Source organism: Streptomyces sp. NPDC052020, from assembly GCF_040680575.1.
GTDB lineage: Bacteria > Actinomycetota > Actinomycetes > Streptomycetales > Streptomycetaceae > Streptomyces.
On the sequence record NZ_JBFAWY010000005.1, the window covers coordinates 161,528 to 176,725 of the forward strand.

Below are 15,198 nucleotides of genomic sequence, written 5' to 3' on the forward strand. Positions count from 1 at the left end.
CGGCGCCGGTCCCCGTCCGCCCCCCGGCCGCGCGTGATCACGGGCGCCAGGACGCGAGGATGCCCTCGTACAGCTCCTTGTCCGTCAGCTCGCGGGGTTCCTCGCCGGCGAGGAAGTGGGAGGCGTTGCCCGTGCGCAGCTTGCGGAGGTAGTCGAACGCCTTGTTCTCCGGATCGCCGAAGGCGACGAAGGAGAAGAAGACGGCGGGGTGGTGCGCCGCGGCGTCCTCCAGGGCCCGGGTCGCGGGCGTCTTCGCGTCGGGCGCGCCGTCCGTCTGGAAGACCACCAGGGCGGGGGTGCCGGGGGCGGACTTCCCGTGCGCGGCGACGACCTCCGCGACGGCCGCGTGGTAGCTGGTACGGCCCATGCGGCCGAGGGCGCCGTGCAGCTCGTCGATCTTGTTCTCGTGCTCGGTGAGGGTGAGCTCGCCGGTGCCGTCCAGTTCGGTCGAGAAGAACACGACGGGGACCGTGGCCTCGGGGTCGAGGTGCGCGGCGAGGGCGAGGGTCTGCTCGGCCAGCGCCTGGGCGGAGCCGTCCTTGTAGTACGGGCGCATGGAGGCGGAGCGGTCCAGGACCAGGTACACCTTGGCACGGGCGCCGGTGAGGCCGTACTTCCTGAGGGCGGCGCCGGCGGCCTTGTACGCGGCGGAGAGGTGGGGGGCGCGGGAGCGGACGCGCGCGGCGGAGACGGCGGGCTTGCCGGCCTTGGCCTCGTCCGCGGCGGCCGGTTCCGCCTCGGCCGGTTCCGCCTCGGCCGACTCTGCCTCGGCCGGCGCCGTTTGGGCCGGCGCCGTTTCGGCCGGTCCCGGGTCTGCCGTTTCGGCGGTAGCGGGCTCGGGGGCCGCGGCGGGCTCGGGAGCCGGAGCGGGCTTCGGGGAGGGGGCGGGCTGGGGTTGCGGTTCCCGCACCGTCTGCTTGGCCTCGGTGCCGGTCTCGGGTTCTGTCTCGGTCTCGGTCTTGGTTTCGGGCTCGGCCTCGGTGCCGGTCTCGGGCTCGGTCTCGGTCTTGGTTTCGGGCTCGGCCTCGGTGCCGGTCTCGGGCTCGGGCTCGATCTTGGTTTCGGGCTGGGGCTCGGGCTCGGGCTTGGGTTCTGTCTCGGTCCGGGCCTCGCGCTCGGGTTCTGTCTCGGTCCGGGCCTCGCGCTCGGGTTCTGTCTCGGTCCGGGCCTCGGCCTTGGCTTCGGGCTCGGGCTCCGCCACCCCCGGAGCCCCCAGGGCCCCGGTCTCCGCCTCGGTCGTCGCGTCGTCCTTCTGGTCCGGTGCCCGGGTCGGCTTCGGCACCGTGACCTTGTCGAAGGCGGCGGTGACGAGTTCGTGTTCGCCTGCGCCGGACGGGCGGGGTTCGGGGACCTGCGGGGCGGGCGCGGGGGTGGCGGTGGTGGTCCGGGGTGCGGACTGGGAGGGGAGCTTCGGTTCGGGGGCGGGGGGCGCCTCGGCGGTCGTCTCGGGGGCCGTCTCCGGGGCCGGCTCGGGCGCGGTCCGTGCGGGCGGCTGCGGCGCCGCACCCTCCGCCGGTGCCGTCTTCGCTTTGCGTGACCGGCCGAACGCGTTCCGCAGGAGAGTGAGAATGCCCATGTGCGCAACCCTTCGCATGAGGTGAAGCCCGTCAATCCCTGGCCAGGACGGACACGTAAGGTTAGCGGCCCCGGTTTCTTATCCCCGGCACCGTCTGCCACGAAAACCCGGACTCGTCAAGCCGGGTCCCGGCCTTCCTTCCGGATGTCGGGGGTTCACTCGTTGTTCATCCCGGCGCCCGTTTCCCGCACGTACGTGCTCATACGGTCGCGCTGACACCAAGGGCATCTCAGGGCATCCCAGGGGAGAACAACCGTGCGCAAGCTGCTGCCGCTGATCGGAACGCCGTCCGGGTCGCATCCCGGTGGACGGTCCGCCATGACCTGTCGTTTCCGGTGTGGTGACGCCTGCTTCCACGAGGTGCCCAACACCAGCTCCAACGAGTACGTCGGCGATGTCATCGCCGGTGCGCTCAGCCGCCGTTCGATGATGCGGGCCGCCGCCGTCGTCACCGTCGCCGCGGCGGGCGCCGGGACGGTCACCCTTGCGGGGGCGCCCGAGGCGAACGCCGCCCCGGCGGCGCGGGCCGCGGCGCGTGGAAAGCAGAAGGGCGCGCGCGGACTGCGGTTCACGCCGGTGGCGCCCAACACGCGGGACGCCGTGGTCGTACCGGAGGGCTACCGCCAGAACGTCGTCATCCGCTGGGGCGAGCCCATTCTGCGCGGGGCGCCCGCGTTCGACCCGGAGAAGCAGACCGCGGAGGCGCAGGCCGGGCAGTTCGGTTACAACAACGACTTCCTCGCGCTGCTGCCGCTGCCCGGCGAGCGGGGCCGGCAGCTCCTCGTCGCCAACCACGAGTACACCGACGAGGTGCTCATGTTCCGCGGGTACGACCCCGACAACCCGACCCGCGAGCAGGTGGAGATCGCCTGGGCCGCGCACGGGCTGTCCGCCGTGGTCGTGGAGGAGGACCGCCGGACCGGCAAGCTGACGCCCGTCACCCGGCACCACCTCAACCGGCGGGTCACCGCCACCACCGAGTTCCGGCTCACCGGGCCCGCCGCCGGGTCCGACCTGGTGAAGACCTCCGCCGACCGCACCGGCACCAAGGTGCTCGGCACGCTCAACAACTGCTCCGGCGGCACCACCCCGTGGGGCACGACGCTGCACGGCGAGGAGAACTTCAACCAGTACTTCGCCAACGGCGGCCGGGCGACGGACAAGCGGTACGGGATCGGCACCGGCGCCACCGAGCGCAAGTGGGAGCGGTTCGACAAGCGGTTCGACGTCGCGCGGGAGCCGAACGAGGTGCACCGGTTCGGGTACGTCGTCGAGCTCGACCCGTACGACCCGCACTCCACGCCGCGCAAGCACACCGCCCTCGGCCGGTTCAAGCACGAGGCCGCGACCGTGCGGCTCACCCACGACGGGCGCCCGGTCGTCTACTCCGGTGACGACGAGCGGTTCGACTACTTCTACAAGTTCGTCGGCAGCAAGCGGATGAGGAAGGGCACCTCCCGGGCGGTGCGCGAGCACAACCTGTCGCTGCTGGACGAGGGGACGCTGTACGTCGCCAAGCTCACCGGTGACTCCCCGGCCATCGAGATCGACGGCACGGGCACGCTGCCGGCCGACGGCGAGTTCGACGGCGGCGGGCAGTGGATCCCGCTGGTGACCGCCACCGCCGACGGAGCCGTCTCGCACGTACCGGGCATGACCGCCGAGGAGGTGTGCGTCTTCACGCGGCTGGCCGGTGACAAGGTCGGCGCGACGAAGATGGACCGCCCCGAGGACATCGAGCCCTCCCCGGTCACCGGCAAGGTGTACGTCGCCCTCACCAACAACTCCAACCGCGGCAAGGCCGGTTACGCGGGCCCCGACGAGGCCAACCCGCGCCCCGGCAACAAGCACGGGCACGTCCTGGAGCTGACCGAGCGGTGGAACCGGCCGGAGAGCACGTCGTTCGCCTGGTCGCTGTTCCTCGTCGCGGGCGACCCGGAGGACCCGGCGACGTACTTCGCCGGCTTCCCGAAGGACGCGGTCAGCCCGATCTCCTGCCCGGACAACGTCGCCTTCGACCCGCACGGCAACCTGTGGCTGTCCACCGACGGCAACGCCCTCGGCAGCCACGACGGTCTCTTCGGCGTCGCCGTCAAGGGCGACCGGCGCGGTGAGCTGAAGCAGTTCCTCACCGTCCCGACGGGCGCGGAGACCTGCGGTCCGGTCGTCCAGGACCGGCGCGTCCTGGTCGCCGTGCAGCACCCGGGCGAGGTCGACGGAGCCTCGGTGGACAAGCCCGCCAGCACCTGGCCCGACGGGCCCGGCTCCCTCGTCCGCCCGGCGGTCGTGGCCGTGTGGCGCGCGGACGGGCGCGACATCGGCGTCTGACCCCGGCGGTCACCCGCGTGCCACGGCGGCGCGCCGCTCCCCGGTCCCACCGGCCCGGAGCGGCGCGCCGCCGCCGTCGTACGGATTCCGGGTCAGCCCCGCCCGTGCAGCGTGAGGCCCGCCACCACCGCCCGGTGATCGGAGCCCGCGATATCGAGGAAGCGGGCGTCGCGGACGGTGAAGTCCTCCGACACCAGCACGTGATCGATCTGCGCGCCGAACCCCGGCGTGGTGGGCGACGGCCAGGTGGGCGCCCGGTCGGAGCCGGCCAGGCGGGCGGCGTCGCGCAGCCCGGTGTCCAGGATGCGGCGGAAGGCGGCGTGGTCCTGGGTGGCGTTGAAGTCGCCCGCCAGCACGGTGGGGGTGCGGGTGTCCGCGGCGACGGCGTCGCGCACCGCGTCCAGCTCCGCGCGCCACAGACCGATGCCGCCGGGCAGCGGCGGCATCGGATGGGCGAGCTGGAGCCGTACGGAGTGCCCGCGCACGTCGGCGACGGCGCCGGGCATGCCCATCGTGGCGGGGACGCCGGCGGTGGCCCGGAGCGGGAAGCGGCTGAGGATGACACTGCCCCGGGAGCCGTCGCCCTCGACGGCCCGGCGGTGGGGATAGTCCGCCGCGAGGCGGCCGCGCAGCGCCGCGTCACACGAGGGCGGGCACTCCTGGACGAAGACGAGATCCGGCTTCTCGCGGCGCACCGCCTCGATCAGCGCGCCGGTACCCTGCCCGAACTCGACGTTGGAGGTCAGCACCCGCACCTCGGCCACGGGAAGGCCGATGGGGTCGCCGGTCGTGCCGTACGGCTCGATGTGCCACGCCAGCAGGCCGAGCAGCAGCACGCCCCACGCCATCCCGGTCCACCAGCGGGAGACCAGCGCCAGCAGCAGCCCGGCGCCGGCCGGCACCAGCAGCCACGGAAGGAAGGCGAGCAGCTGCGGCACCGGCGTCATGCCGTCGGTGCCGGCCACCCGGCATCCGGCGACCACGCTCACCGCGGCGAACAGCAGCCCGGCGCACCACGCCCCGGCCCGGCGCCGGCGTCGGGGCCGCGCCCGCCGCCCGCCCGGCGCGTCGCCGGTGACCGCCCACGACGGAACCGCCGTGCCCATCTCCCTCACGCCCCCTCATGCCTTTCTGTCGACGCGGGCCAGGAACTCCGCCAGGGCCGCGTTGAACCGCTCGGGCCGCTCCAGGTTCGGCAGATGGGCCGCGCCCTCGACGACACACAGGGTGGAGCCGGGGAGCAGCGCGTGCAGGGACTCGGCGCCGGAGACCGGGGTGTAGGTGTCGTCGGCGCCCACGACGACCAGGGAGGGGACCGTGGCGCGGGCGAGCGTCTCACGGTAGTCGGGGCGTTCGGCGCGGGCACGCAGGGCCGCCGCGGCGCCCTCCGGACGGGTTGCCGTCATCATGCGGTGGACATGGGCCTTGACCTCCGGGTCCGCGTACGGGGCGACCATCTTCTCCAGCACCTCGTCGGCGTATCCGCGCAGGCCCTCGCGCAGCAGGCGGTCCGCCAGCGCGTGGCGCGCGGCCCTGCCCTCGGGCGTCTCCGCCACGGGGGAGGTGTCGGCCAGGACCAGCCCCCGGACACGGTGGGGGAAACGGGCGTAGCAGTCCATCACGATCTGGCCCCCCATCGACAGCCCGGCCAGGACGCAGGACGCCACCCCCAGCTCGTCCAGCAGCGCCTCGATGTCCTCCGCGAATCCGCCGAAGTCCGTGAGGGCGGGGCTGAGGGGGGACGCGCCGTACCCCCGCAGATCGGGGGCGATCACCCGGCGGGACGCCGAGAAGACCCCGAGCTGGGGCGCCCACATGGTGCGGTCGAAGGGGTGGCCGTGGATCAGGACGAGCGGGGTGGCGGCCGGGTCGCCGGTGCCGTCGCCGCCGCGGTCTTCGTATGCGAGGAAGGGTGCCATGGCGGTGACCCTAGGCAGGGTGAACTCAGGGCGGCAACGGGGAACTTGGCGAGGGCCTCGGTTCGGCGGCGGAGGACGGGGCCGGGGGGCCGCCGGACACGGGGGCGCGGCGGCGCAGGAACAGGCCGGTGAGCCAGGAGGCCAGGGCCACGGCCAGGCCGAGGGCGATCAGCAGCCAGGAGGCCGTGCGCAGGGTGGCGGTGAGGGCGTCGTACACGGCCGCCGCGGCGGGGCGGCGCGGCGGGCCGGGCAGAGCGGTGAGGGTGAGGCGGCGGCCGACCGCGACGGCGAGGAGGAGCAGCGCGCCGCCGAGTGCGGTGCCGAGGCCGGTGGCGGTGATCGCGCGGCGTCGGCAGGTGGCGGCGGCGATGCCGGCCAGGGCGAAGGCGACGGCCGCGCAGGGCAGCCAGCGGCCCGCGATGTCGAGCACGTGGTAGCCCTTCCTCAGCCGGTCCGTCTGCGCGGCCGGAAGCACGGTGATCTCGATGTGCCGGACGGGGATGCGGTGGGCGAACGGCACGTGATCGCGGGCGAGCTCGTCCTTGACGCGGGCGGTGACCCGGGCCAGGTCGACGGTGACCGGACGGTGCTCCCACCGCTCGGCGCGCAGGGCGCGCAGGACGGCGCCGTGCACGGTCCGGTTCGCGGTGTCCCAGCCCGCGCGGAACGCCTCGGTCCGGGTGAACGACCGGGCCGCGTCCCGCACGAACGGCCCCATGGCGCCGTCCAGCGGCCCGGCGCCGGCCTCCCGGGCGATCCCGTCCCCCACCGCGACGGCGACCGCCTCCCGCACCTGCGGATCGGCGGCGAGCGGCGCCATGGCGGTGGTGTACCGGCCGGTGTCGGCGAGGCCGTACGCCACCCAGGCCGCCAGCGTGCCGCACGGCAGGAGCAGACAGGCGAGGGCGGTCAGGACGGCCGACAGGGCGTTGCGCGGACGGGGGGACACCCTCCCAGACAAGCCCCGGCGGGGCGGGCCTCGCGAGCGGCGGGAGGCGGACGGGGGTATCCGGTCCGCCGCGCGGGGGACGGCGGACCGGCGCGGTCGGTGCCCGGTCCGCCGGAGGGGGCGGGACGGCACGGGCGGTGCCGGGACAGCCGGACGGGGCGGGACCGGAGGCGTCTTCGGCTGACCGTCTTCGGCTGACCGTCTTCGGCTGACCGCCTTCGGCTGTCCCTCTTCGGTTGACCGTCTCCGGCCGACCGCCTCCCCGTATGGGCCGGCCACCACGGACGCGGGTCCCCGGGCGGACGGGCGGCGACCCCGCGCTCGGCACGGCCGGGGCCCCGCGGGCCCGGTCCGGCCGGGAACCCGCGGGCCCGGTCCGGGTGGGTCAGGCGGTCGGTGGCCGTTCCGCCTCCTCCCGCGTGTAGTACCAGTAGAAGAGCATGAGGAACAGGGCCAGGCCGACCAGCAGCCCCATGCCGCAGGACCTCAGCAGGGTGGCCGATTCGCTCTGGCGGTAGAGGAACCCCACCGCGCTGCCGGTGAACGCGGCCCACAGCACGGCGTGCGGTTCGCGCCCCAGCCGCTGGGCCACCGCGCGGACGGCGACGTAGAGCGCCATGAACGCCAGCGCGGTCAGGAAGCCGAACAGCAGGTTCCAGCCGGTGATGGGCCCGCCGCCGCGCCGGTTGGCGGCGGCCCAGTAGCCGTAGATCAGCCCGAGCACGACGGGCACCGCCCACTTCGCCGCCGCGTGCACGCCCGGGCCGAAGACGTCCGGCGTACGGGCCGGTGGGCGGCCGGAGGGAAGGGCTCGTCCGCTGGTCCCGCCGGACGCGGGTGCCGCGTAGGTCATGAGGGCACTCCTCTCGCTCCACTCTCTCCACCCCCGTCTTCCAGCGCACACCGGGGGTGGAGGACCGGCAAGTCGGCGCAAGCGGCGCCCCGCGGCGGGGGCGGGCGCCGCCCGGATGCGAGCCGGGCGGCACCGTGTTTCGCTGGGGCGCGTGAGGGGTGGTGGCGTTCCGAGGCCGGCGGGTGGCCGGTGGTGGCCGCCCGGCCCGCCGCCGCGTGCCCGGGGCGGCGCCGAGGCGGCATACCGGAACCAGCCGCTGATGCGGCTGCGCGGCCGGAGCATGGGCTGGGTGCCGCCGCTGCTGCTGCTCGCCGGTATCGCGGTGGCCGACTACAACACCACCGGCGAGTTCCGGATCATCTCCTGGATCGTGCTGGTGCCCGGCATCGCCGCCGCGCTGTGCGGGGTGTGGGGCACGGCGGTCTTCGCGGTGCTCGCGCTGCTGACCTACGTCACGGTGGACAGCGCCTGGCCGCACCAGTACCAGACCGGCCTGCCCGACTTCATCCTCGTCACCGTCGGCAGCGTCCTCGCCGTCGCCGCCTGCGTGATCCGGGTCCGCGGCGAGCGGCGCATGCTGCACATGCGGGACATCGCCGACACCACCCGCCGCACCGTGCTGCGCCCGCTGCCGCCGGGCTGGGGCGGCCTGGAGCACGCCGGTGTCTACCTCGCCTCGGACACCGAGGCCCGCGTCGGCGGCGACTTCTACGACATCCAGCCCGGCCCGCACGGCACCCGGGTCCTCGTCGGCGACGTGCAGGGCAAGGGGCTCGGCGCGGTGGAGGCGGCGGCGGCCCTGCTCGGCACGTTCCGCGAGGCGGCCTACCACGAACCCGACCTCGCCACGGTCGCCGAACGCCTGGAGACCCGCATCGTCCGCCACCGCGGCCACACCGCCGCCCTGGGCCGGACCGACGGCGACCGGTTCGCCACCGCCGTCCTGCTCGGCTTCCCCGAGGACGAGCCCGGCGCCGTGGACGCCGTCGTCTTCGGCCACGAACCCCCGCTGGCCGTGGGCCCCGACGGTGTACGGCAGCTCCCGGCCGGCGACGGGCTGCCGCTGGGCCTCGGCGAACTCGCGCCCCACCGTCCGACCGTGCGCCGCCTGCCCCTCGCCCCCGGCGAGACGCTGCTGCTGGTCACGGACGGGGTCACCGAGGCCCGCGACCGGCAGGGCTGCTTCTACCGGCTGGGCGAGGAGGTGGCCCGCGCGGTCGCCGCCGACCCCGGCGTCACCGAGCCGCGCCGCCTGGCCGCCCACGTCCGCGACGGCACCCTGCGCCACTGCGGGGGCCGCCTGGCCGACGACACGACGGTGTTCGCGGTGCGGCGCCCGCCCCACCCCCGGGACGGGTGAGCGTCCGCCGTGCGGCCCCCCGGTCCGACCGCACCGGTTACCGTGCTGCCGTACGTGATCGTCACGTGACCGACAGGGGGAGGACATGCCCGGAACCGTGCTGCTGCTCGCGGCCTCGCCCGTGGGCAAGGGACGCCTGGTGGACGCCGCCTCCGTCCTGCCCGTCCTCGCCGCCGTGCCGCCCTCCGTGCTGTCCGGCACGGACACCGCGACCGTCATCGAACTCGCCGACCCCCTGGAACCGCAGGCGGTGCTCACCCGGCTGCGCGCCGCCGCGGCGGCCCCCGGCCCGCTCTCCGTCTACGTCACCGGGCAGCTCCAGCTCGACCGGCGCCAGCGCCTGCCCCATCTCGCGCTGGCCCGCACCACCCCGGCCACCGTCCGCTACACCGCCCTGCCCTGGCAGTGGATACGCGAGGAGCTGCGGCTGCGCCCGCCGGGCGCGACGACCCTGCTGCTGGACCTGCACGCGGACCAGGAGACGTGGGAGTGGCTCGGCGCCCATCCGCTCGACTCGGGCCGCGACAACGCCGTGTACGGGCGCATCGCGCCGCCGCCGGCCCGGCGGGCGGTGGCCGCGCCGGCGTACATGAAGAGCCTCGCGACGATCCTGCGCAGCGGGCACCGGCCCCCGCTGGACCAGCTCCACCAGCACGCGCTGGCCCGCACCGCCGCCGAGGGCCCGCCCCCCGGCCTGGTGCTGACCGCGCCGGGCCCCGTGCCGAGCGACCCGCACGCCGCCATCGCCGCCGCCGTCCAGGCCGGCCGGCACGCCGACGCCGACGCCCTCGCCGCCCACCACGAACGGGCCGCCCGGCAGGCGTACGGCACCGCGTCGGAGGAGGCGCTGCACTGGGCCGAGGTCCGCGCCGACCTGGCGATGCTCGCCGGGGACCCGGTGCGCAGCTGCCGTACCTGGCTCACCGTGGCCACCGCCCGGCTCAACGCGGGCCAGGCGCCCGACGCGCCCGCCGTCGAGGCCGCCGCCGACCGGGCCCACCACCAGTGGGGGCGGATCCGCGACGCGGCCCGCGCGCGGGAACTCGGCAGCGCGCTCGCGGAGCTGCGGGCCCGGGTGCCCGGCCGACGGGCGGGCGCGCTGGACCACGTACGGCGGCAGCTCAGCCGGTTGCAGACCCAGCCCTGACGCGCCCCGGCGCGCGGCCGGGTCGCTCCCGCCCCGGCGCACGGCCGGGACGGGAGTGACCCCCGTGGCGCGCGCGCCCGCGCACGCCCCGAGACGGCGGCGTACGAACCCTCCCCTGCGCGTGACCCCGGTGCCATCATGGTGAGTCATGGCTGAGGGGGACGGAGTGACCACACCGGGTATCCGGATCCGGCTGGACGGGACCGCGAGCGAGAGCGACATCGGTGCCCTGCGCAAATGGCTGGAGCGGGAGAAGCCACTGGAGGAACTGGTCCGCACGGGCCGGCTGCGCATCCACGAGCGCAGCCGCACCGACGAGACCGGTGCCCCCATGGGCATCGGCATGGAGATCGTGGTGGCGCTGGCCGGCAGCGCGGGCTCCGTTCTCTTCAAGGAGCTGCTGGACCAGGTCAAGAAGGCCGTGCAGGCATGGCGTGCCAACCGCCGCGAGGTGGAGGACGGCGAACCTCCCGAGGGCCGTGTCGAGCCGGTGAACCTCGACGACAGGTAACCCGGTGGCCGGTTTCGACCCACGCGGTCTGGTGAACCGGGCGCTGCTGGTCGGGGTGTCCGAGTACGACCTCACCCAGCCGCCGGACGGCGTGCCCGGAGACCTCCCCGCCGTCAAGCACAACGTGCACCGCCTGCGGGAGGCGCTGCGGCGGGGAGGGGTGTTCGGCGAGCACGAGATCGCCGTGCTGCCCTCGCCCACCCTGGACGACTTCAGCCGGAGGCTGGGCACCGTCGCCAGGGAGGCCGACGGCCTGCTGCTGCTGTACTTCGCCGGGCACGGGGCGATCCCCAGCGCGGGGGACGAGCTGTTCCTCCAGATGCGCAACGCGCGCGTCGTGGCGGGCGGGCACGCCGTCTTCCCCGGCGCGGAGATGTTCACCACCGTCCTGACCGTCCTCGCCACCAGCCCCGCCCGGCGGATCGTCGTCGTCCTCGACTGCTGCTTCGCGGGCAACGCCGCCTGGATCTGGGAGACGTTCCGCGACAAGCGGCGCGTGCTGCTGCTGATGAGCGTGCAGGCCAACCACCGGATCGACGCGGGCCCCCCGCACACGCCGACGCCGTTCACCGGGGAACTCGCGGAGCTGCTGGACAGCGGGCGGGAGCTGTCGTTCCAGGGCCTCGCCGAGCGGCTGCGGGAGCGGATGGCCGAGGGCGGCCACCACACCGTGCGCGGCGACCCGTGGGAGCCGCAGAGCCGGACCGAACCCGGCGAGGACGTCCTGCTGTCCGCCGGTACGGCACACTCGCCGGTGCCGCCTCCGCCGCCCCCGCCCCCGCCCCCTCCTCCGGCGCCCTCGCTCTGGGCGCGCCTGTTCGCCGCGCTGAGGACGGCGGCCGCCGCCGTTCGGGCCCGGGCGCGGTCCCGGCCGGGGCGGTGGCGGCCCGGCCGCCGTCCGGCCGCCCGCGCCGCCGCCGTCCTGCTCGGGCTGGCCGCCCTCGCCCTGGGCTGGTACGGCGTCACCGCCGTCGTCGCCGGTGACCGCGCCTCCTGCGCACCGGCCCTGGAGCTGCGCGTGCTGACCGATCCCGACTTGGAGCCGACCGTCCGGGCCGCCGCCGACGCCTACCTCACCTCGGACGACAACACCACCGGCGACGGCTGCCGGCGCAGCGGCATCACCGTCTACAGCGCCGGATCCGCCGACGCGGTCGCCGCCCTGCGCGGGCAGACCGGCGCCTGGCAGGACCCGCACGAGGACGACGTCAACCCGCAGCGCGACATCGGCCCGCAGCCGGACGTGTGGATACCCGCCTCCCGCGCGGACGCCGCCCGGGTCAGCCTCGGGCAGGACACGGACGCCGTCGCCGCCCTCGACCCGGACGAGGAACCGCTCGCCTACTCCCCGGTGGTGCTGGCCGTGCCCCAGGACCTCGCCGCCGACCAGCTCGACGAACGCCGCGGCCCGACGCTCAACGAGATGATCGACGCCCTGCGCGACCGGCGCGGGGACGCCGCGGTACACCGCCCCGACCCGGAGTTCGCCGACACCGGGCTGCTCGCCACGGTCGGCCTGTACCGCACCGAACCGTGGGACCCCGGCCGCGCCGAGCGCCGCGTCGACCAGCCGGGCCCGCCCTCACCCACCTCCGCCGACCTGCTGTGCGCCCTGCCCGACGACGACGCCGTGGACGACCGCACCGCGGCCCTCGTCCCCGAGTTCCTGATGAAGAGCGGCGTCGGCTGCGACAGCGCGCGGCGCGCCCCGCGCATCGCCCAGTACCCCGTCGACGTCCCCGGCCTGGAACCCACGTTCGTCCGGGTGCGCTGGGAGGGCGCCGACCGCGACGAGGCCGACCGCGACGAGGCGGCCGACGGCTTCCGGTCCTGGCTCCTCGGGGACGGGGGGCGGGAGGTGTTCGGCCGGGACGGGTTCCGCGCGGCCGAGGGCGACCGGCCGCTGCTGGACGAGGACGACGTGGCCGAGGGGGTGCTGCACGACCCGTCCCCGCTCACCGAGCCCGCCGGGCGGGACGCGATGGAGGCGGCCCTGGCCGGCTACCGGGGCGCCCACGGCCCCGGCCGGGTGCTGTTCCTGCTGGACAGCTCCGGCTCCATGGCCGATCTGTGGGAGGGCCCCAGTGGCGGCCCCGGCCTGCTGAAACAGTCCCTCGGCGGACTCGGCCCCCGGGACGAGTACGGCGTGTGGGCGGTGTACGGCACCGGCGAGGACACCTACGACATGCTGCTGCCGCTCACCGCGCACTCCCGCCGCGAGGCCGAACGCGCCATCGACCGGCTGGCCCGCGTCCGGGACGCCGAGGCCGATCCGTACGGGGCGCTGCGCGCCGCGCTCGACGAGATGCAGCGGCGCGGCGCCGACGACGAGCGCCCCCAACTGATCGTGTACATCACCGACGACGAGGACGCGGGCCGGCTCACCGACGAGCGCCTCGACGACATCCGCGGCCTGTCGCGCGCGGCGCGGGTGCCGGTGGCGATGGTGTCGCTGAAGGGCGGGCGCTGCGACCGGGGCAAGCCGGACGCCGAGGTCTCCGCGGCCGGCGGCGGCCGCTGCCTGGACGCCGACGACGACATCGCCGCCGCCCTGCGCGACGAGGTGGCCCGCACGGGAACGGGGGAGGACGCATGAGCCGGCCACTGGCGGGCCGGGCGGCGGTGCCGCGGCGGATCGCCGCGCTGCTCGCCGTCCTCTTCGCGCTGGCCGCCTGCACCGGCGGCGGGGACGGCCACGGGCGCGGCGGAGCGCAGGCGCCGCCCACCGCCGACGGGCCCGGGGACATCGTGATCGCCAGCGGCCGCGACGTCACCGGCGAGAACGGCGTCCGCCGGCGGCTCATCGACGCCTGGAACACCCGGCAGGAGCAGCGGGGCACCGGGTACCGCGCCCGTCTGGTGGAGCTCCCCGGCAGCGCCGACGAGCAGCGCAGCCAGCTCCTCGGCGCGCTCCAGTCGGGCAGCGCCGGGTACGACGTGGTCAACCTGGACGTCACCTGGGTGCCGGAGTTCGCCGCCGCGCGCCTGATCCGCCCGCTGCCCGAGCGGATGGTCGACGACGACGTCATCCCGCCGGTGGCGAGCACCGCCCGGTGGGACGGCCGGGTGTACGCGGTGCCCTTCAACAGCGACGTCGGCCTGCTCTACTACCGGCGCGACTACCTCGAACAGGCGGGCGTCCAGCACACCGACCTGAGCGCCGGCCTGGACTGGGACCGGCTGCGGACCCTGGTCATCGCCCTGGACGACCGGGACCCGGGCGCCTACGACCAGGGCTGGACCACCCAGCTCGCCGCCTATGAGGGACGTACGGTCAACGCGCTGGAGGCGTTCGCCTCGGCCGTACCGGACCTGGAGCTCACCGACGGCGAGGGCCGCTACCGCGCCACCGTCGAGCAGCTCGCCCGGGGGATCGCCGAACTGCGCGAGCGCAGCGAGGCGTCGTACATCCTGCCCGGCGCCTTCCGGTCCGACGAGGCCGCCTCGGCCGGCGACTTCGCCGACGGGCGCACGGCGTTCCTGCGGCACTGGCCGTACGTGTACCGCACGCTGTACCAGTCCTTCACCAAGGAGCAGCTCGCCGTGGCCCCGCTGCCCGGCCGGGCGGTGCTGGGCGGGCAGAACCTCGCCGTGACCGACGCGTCCCGGCGGGCGGACAAGGCGGCCGAACTGATCGCCTTCCTCACCGGCCGGGAGAGCGAACGCTGCCTGCTCGACGCGGGCTTCGCCGCCACCCGCGTCTCCGCCTACACGGACGACGGCGTCCGCTGCACGGTGGCCGCGCCGCGCGGACCGTCGCCGTCGCCCACCGGGGAGAGCGCCGACCGCATGCCCCGGGACGCGGCCGGCCGCCCCGAGTACGCCCGCCGCATCCTGCTGCCCGCCCTCCGCGAGGCGGTGCACCGCCCGCGCACACCGCTGTACGGCGCCTTCACGCAGACGTTCACGGCCCGGCTCGGCACCCTGTTCGGCTCCCGCCCGCCGAGCGACCAGGACCTGGCCCGGGCGCTCGACGCGGACCTGCGCAAGGCGCTGCCGGACTGACGCCCCGGCCGGGCGCGCCCGCTACGGCCGGTGGGCCCCGGCCCCGGCCCCGGCCTCGGTCACCGAGGCGCCGGGGGCGTGGGCGGTGCGCGGGGCGGGGGCGGGGCCGTCCGGCTGGACGGGGCCCGCGTTGGCCGCCAGGACCAGGGCGGTCACGGCCACCACGGCGGCGGCGAATCCTCTGGCGTACCGCTCGGCGGAAGGGGTGGGGACGAGCACGGCGACCTCGCAACAGGGGTCAGGGTTGCCGCTCGGCGGCGGTCGGCGGCGAGCGGCAGGGGAGTGGGGGGGATCGCGCCTCGGCGGGTGTCTGCCGAACACGCTGATTCACCGTTCAACTTAGGGCTGTCGGGGCCGTCCGGGCAAGGCGGCGGCAAGCCACCGGCCGGCCCGTGCCACACGGGCCCGCGCCGGACGAGCGGAAGGGGCGAAGACCCCGGGGCGCCGCGCCCCGACGGGCACCGGGCCGGGCCCCCGCGCGCCGGTTTCACCCCGGTGGCCCCGGGTAGTCGGGGCTCGTCACCGGGCAGGTGGCGCCGTTGGCGGCCAC

The 15,198-nt window shown here is 75.8% G+C and carries 12 protein-coding genes; 6 read left to right on the forward strand and 6 right to left on the reverse strand.

The features are described from left to right. Positions 1-37: 37 nt before the first annotated feature. Positions 38-1,576, reverse strand: coding sequence for a VWA domain-containing protein (locus AB0L74_RS06720; protein WP_365646401.1), 1,539 nt, complete (start codon positions 1,574-1,576; stop codon positions 38-40). Positions 1,577-1,831: 255 nt separating this feature from the next. Here AB0L74_RS06720 and AB0L74_RS06725 point away from each other — a divergent pair, with 255 nt between their 5' ends. Further along, positions 1,832-3,904 carry a PhoX family protein gene (locus AB0L74_RS06725; RefSeq protein WP_365646404.1) on the forward strand — a complete coding sequence of 691 codons (2,073 nt, stop codon included), beginning with the start codon at positions 1,832-1,834 and terminating at the stop codon, positions 3,902-3,904. 92 nt (positions 3,905-3,996) lie between these two features. On the opposite strand, the gene AB0L74_RS06730 is transcribed toward AB0L74_RS06725, so the two are convergent. The 4 genes from AB0L74_RS06730 to AB0L74_RS06745 all read right to left on the reverse strand — a co-directional run bounded on the left by AB0L74_RS06730 (position 3,997) and on the right by AB0L74_RS06745 (position 7,625). Further along, the gene (locus AB0L74_RS06730; protein WP_365646718.1) at positions 3,997-5,010 is read right to left on the reverse strand and encodes an endonuclease/exonuclease/phosphatase family protein; all 1,014 of its coding nucleotides are present in this window, start codon (positions 5,008-5,010) and stop codon (positions 3,997-3,999) included. A gap of 15 nt (positions 5,011-5,025) precedes the next feature. Then, complete coding sequence (locus AB0L74_RS06735) at positions 5,026-5,823, reverse strand: alpha/beta hydrolase (RefSeq protein WP_365646407.1); 798 nt, start codon at positions 5,821-5,823, stop codon at positions 5,026-5,028. A 25-nt stretch (positions 5,824-5,848) separates the two neighbouring features. After that, positions 5,849-6,772, reverse strand: a complete 924-nt coding sequence (locus AB0L74_RS06740; protein ID WP_365646409.1) for a hypothetical protein — start codon at positions 6,770-6,772, stop codon at positions 5,849-5,851. A 385-nt stretch (positions 6,773-7,157) separates the two neighbouring features. Next, positions 7,158-7,625: a hypothetical protein gene (locus AB0L74_RS06745; protein WP_365646412.1), complete on the reverse strand. Its 468-nt coding sequence runs from the start codon at positions 7,623-7,625 to the stop codon at positions 7,158-7,160. A gap of 259 nt (positions 7,626-7,884) precedes the next feature. Between AB0L74_RS06745 and AB0L74_RS06750 the strand changes: the two genes are divergently transcribed. From AB0L74_RS06750 to AB0L74_RS06770, 5 genes are all read left to right on the forward strand, one after another. Beyond that, the gene (locus tag AB0L74_RS06750; protein ID WP_365646414.1) at positions 7,885-8,985 is read left to right on the forward strand and encodes a PP2C family protein-serine/threonine phosphatase; all 1,101 of its coding nucleotides are present in this window, start codon (positions 7,885-7,887) and stop codon (positions 8,983-8,985) included. Between the two features lie 85 nt (positions 8,986-9,070). Then, positions 9,071-10,132 (forward strand): hypothetical protein, encoded by a 1,062-nt coding sequence (locus tag AB0L74_RS06755; protein WP_365646417.1) that lies wholly within the window; start codon positions 9,071-9,073, stop codon positions 10,130-10,132. A gap of 148 nt (positions 10,133-10,280) precedes the next feature. Further along, positions 10,281-10,643 (forward strand): hypothetical protein, encoded by a 363-nt coding sequence (locus tag AB0L74_RS06760; RefSeq protein WP_365646420.1) that lies wholly within the window; start codon positions 10,281-10,283, stop codon positions 10,641-10,643. Between the two features lie 4 nt (positions 10,644-10,647). Then, complete coding sequence (locus AB0L74_RS06765) at positions 10,648-13,239, forward strand: substrate-binding domain-containing protein (RefSeq protein ID WP_365646422.1); 2,592 nt, start codon at positions 10,648-10,650, stop codon at positions 13,237-13,239. Further along, positions 13,236-14,648, forward strand: coding sequence for an extracellular solute-binding protein (locus tag AB0L74_RS06770; RefSeq protein ID WP_365646425.1), 1,413 nt, complete (start codon positions 13,236-13,238; stop codon positions 14,646-14,648). The genes AB0L74_RS06765 and AB0L74_RS06770 overlap by 4 nt, the downstream gene beginning before the upstream one ends. Before the next feature lie 21 nt (positions 14,649-14,669). On the opposite strand, the gene AB0L74_RS06775 is transcribed toward AB0L74_RS06770, so the two are convergent. Then, positions 14,670-14,867, reverse strand: coding sequence for a hypothetical protein (locus AB0L74_RS06775; RefSeq protein WP_365646428.1), 198 nt, complete (start codon positions 14,865-14,867; stop codon positions 14,670-14,672). Between the last annotated feature and the right edge of the window lie 331 nt (positions 14,868-15,198).

Bases quoted from the DNA above. Each gene is read 5' to 3' on its own strand.
- AB0L74_RS06720 (WP_365646401.1), bottom strand. From the start codon at position 1,576: ATGGGCATTCTCACTCTCCTGCGGAACGCGTTCGGCCGGTCACGCAAA.
- AB0L74_RS06770 (WP_365646425.1), top strand. From the start codon at position 13,236: ATGAGCCGGCCACTGGCGGGCCGGGCGGCGGTGCCGCGGCGGATCGCC.
- AB0L74_RS06760 (WP_365646420.1), top strand. From the start codon at position 10,281: ATGGCTGAGGGGGACGGAGTGACCACACCGGGTATCCGGATCCGGCTG.
- AB0L74_RS06735 (WP_365646407.1), bottom strand. From the start codon at position 5,823: ATGGCACCCTTCCTCGCATACGAAGACCGCGGCGGCGACGGCACCGGC.
- AB0L74_RS06745 (WP_365646412.1), bottom strand. From the start codon at position 7,625: ATGACCTACGCGGCACCCGCGTCCGGCGGGACCAGCGGACGAGCCCTT.
- AB0L74_RS06730 (WP_365646718.1), bottom strand. From the start codon at position 5,010: ATGGGCACGGCGGTTCCGTCGTGGGCGGTCACCGGCGACGCGCCGGGC.
- AB0L74_RS06750 (WP_365646414.1), top strand. From the start codon at position 7,885: ATGCGGCTGCGCGGCCGGAGCATGGGCTGGGTGCCGCCGCTGCTGCTG.
- AB0L74_RS06755 (WP_365646417.1), top strand. From the start codon at position 9,071: ATGCCCGGAACCGTGCTGCTGCTCGCGGCCTCGCCCGTGGGCAAGGGA.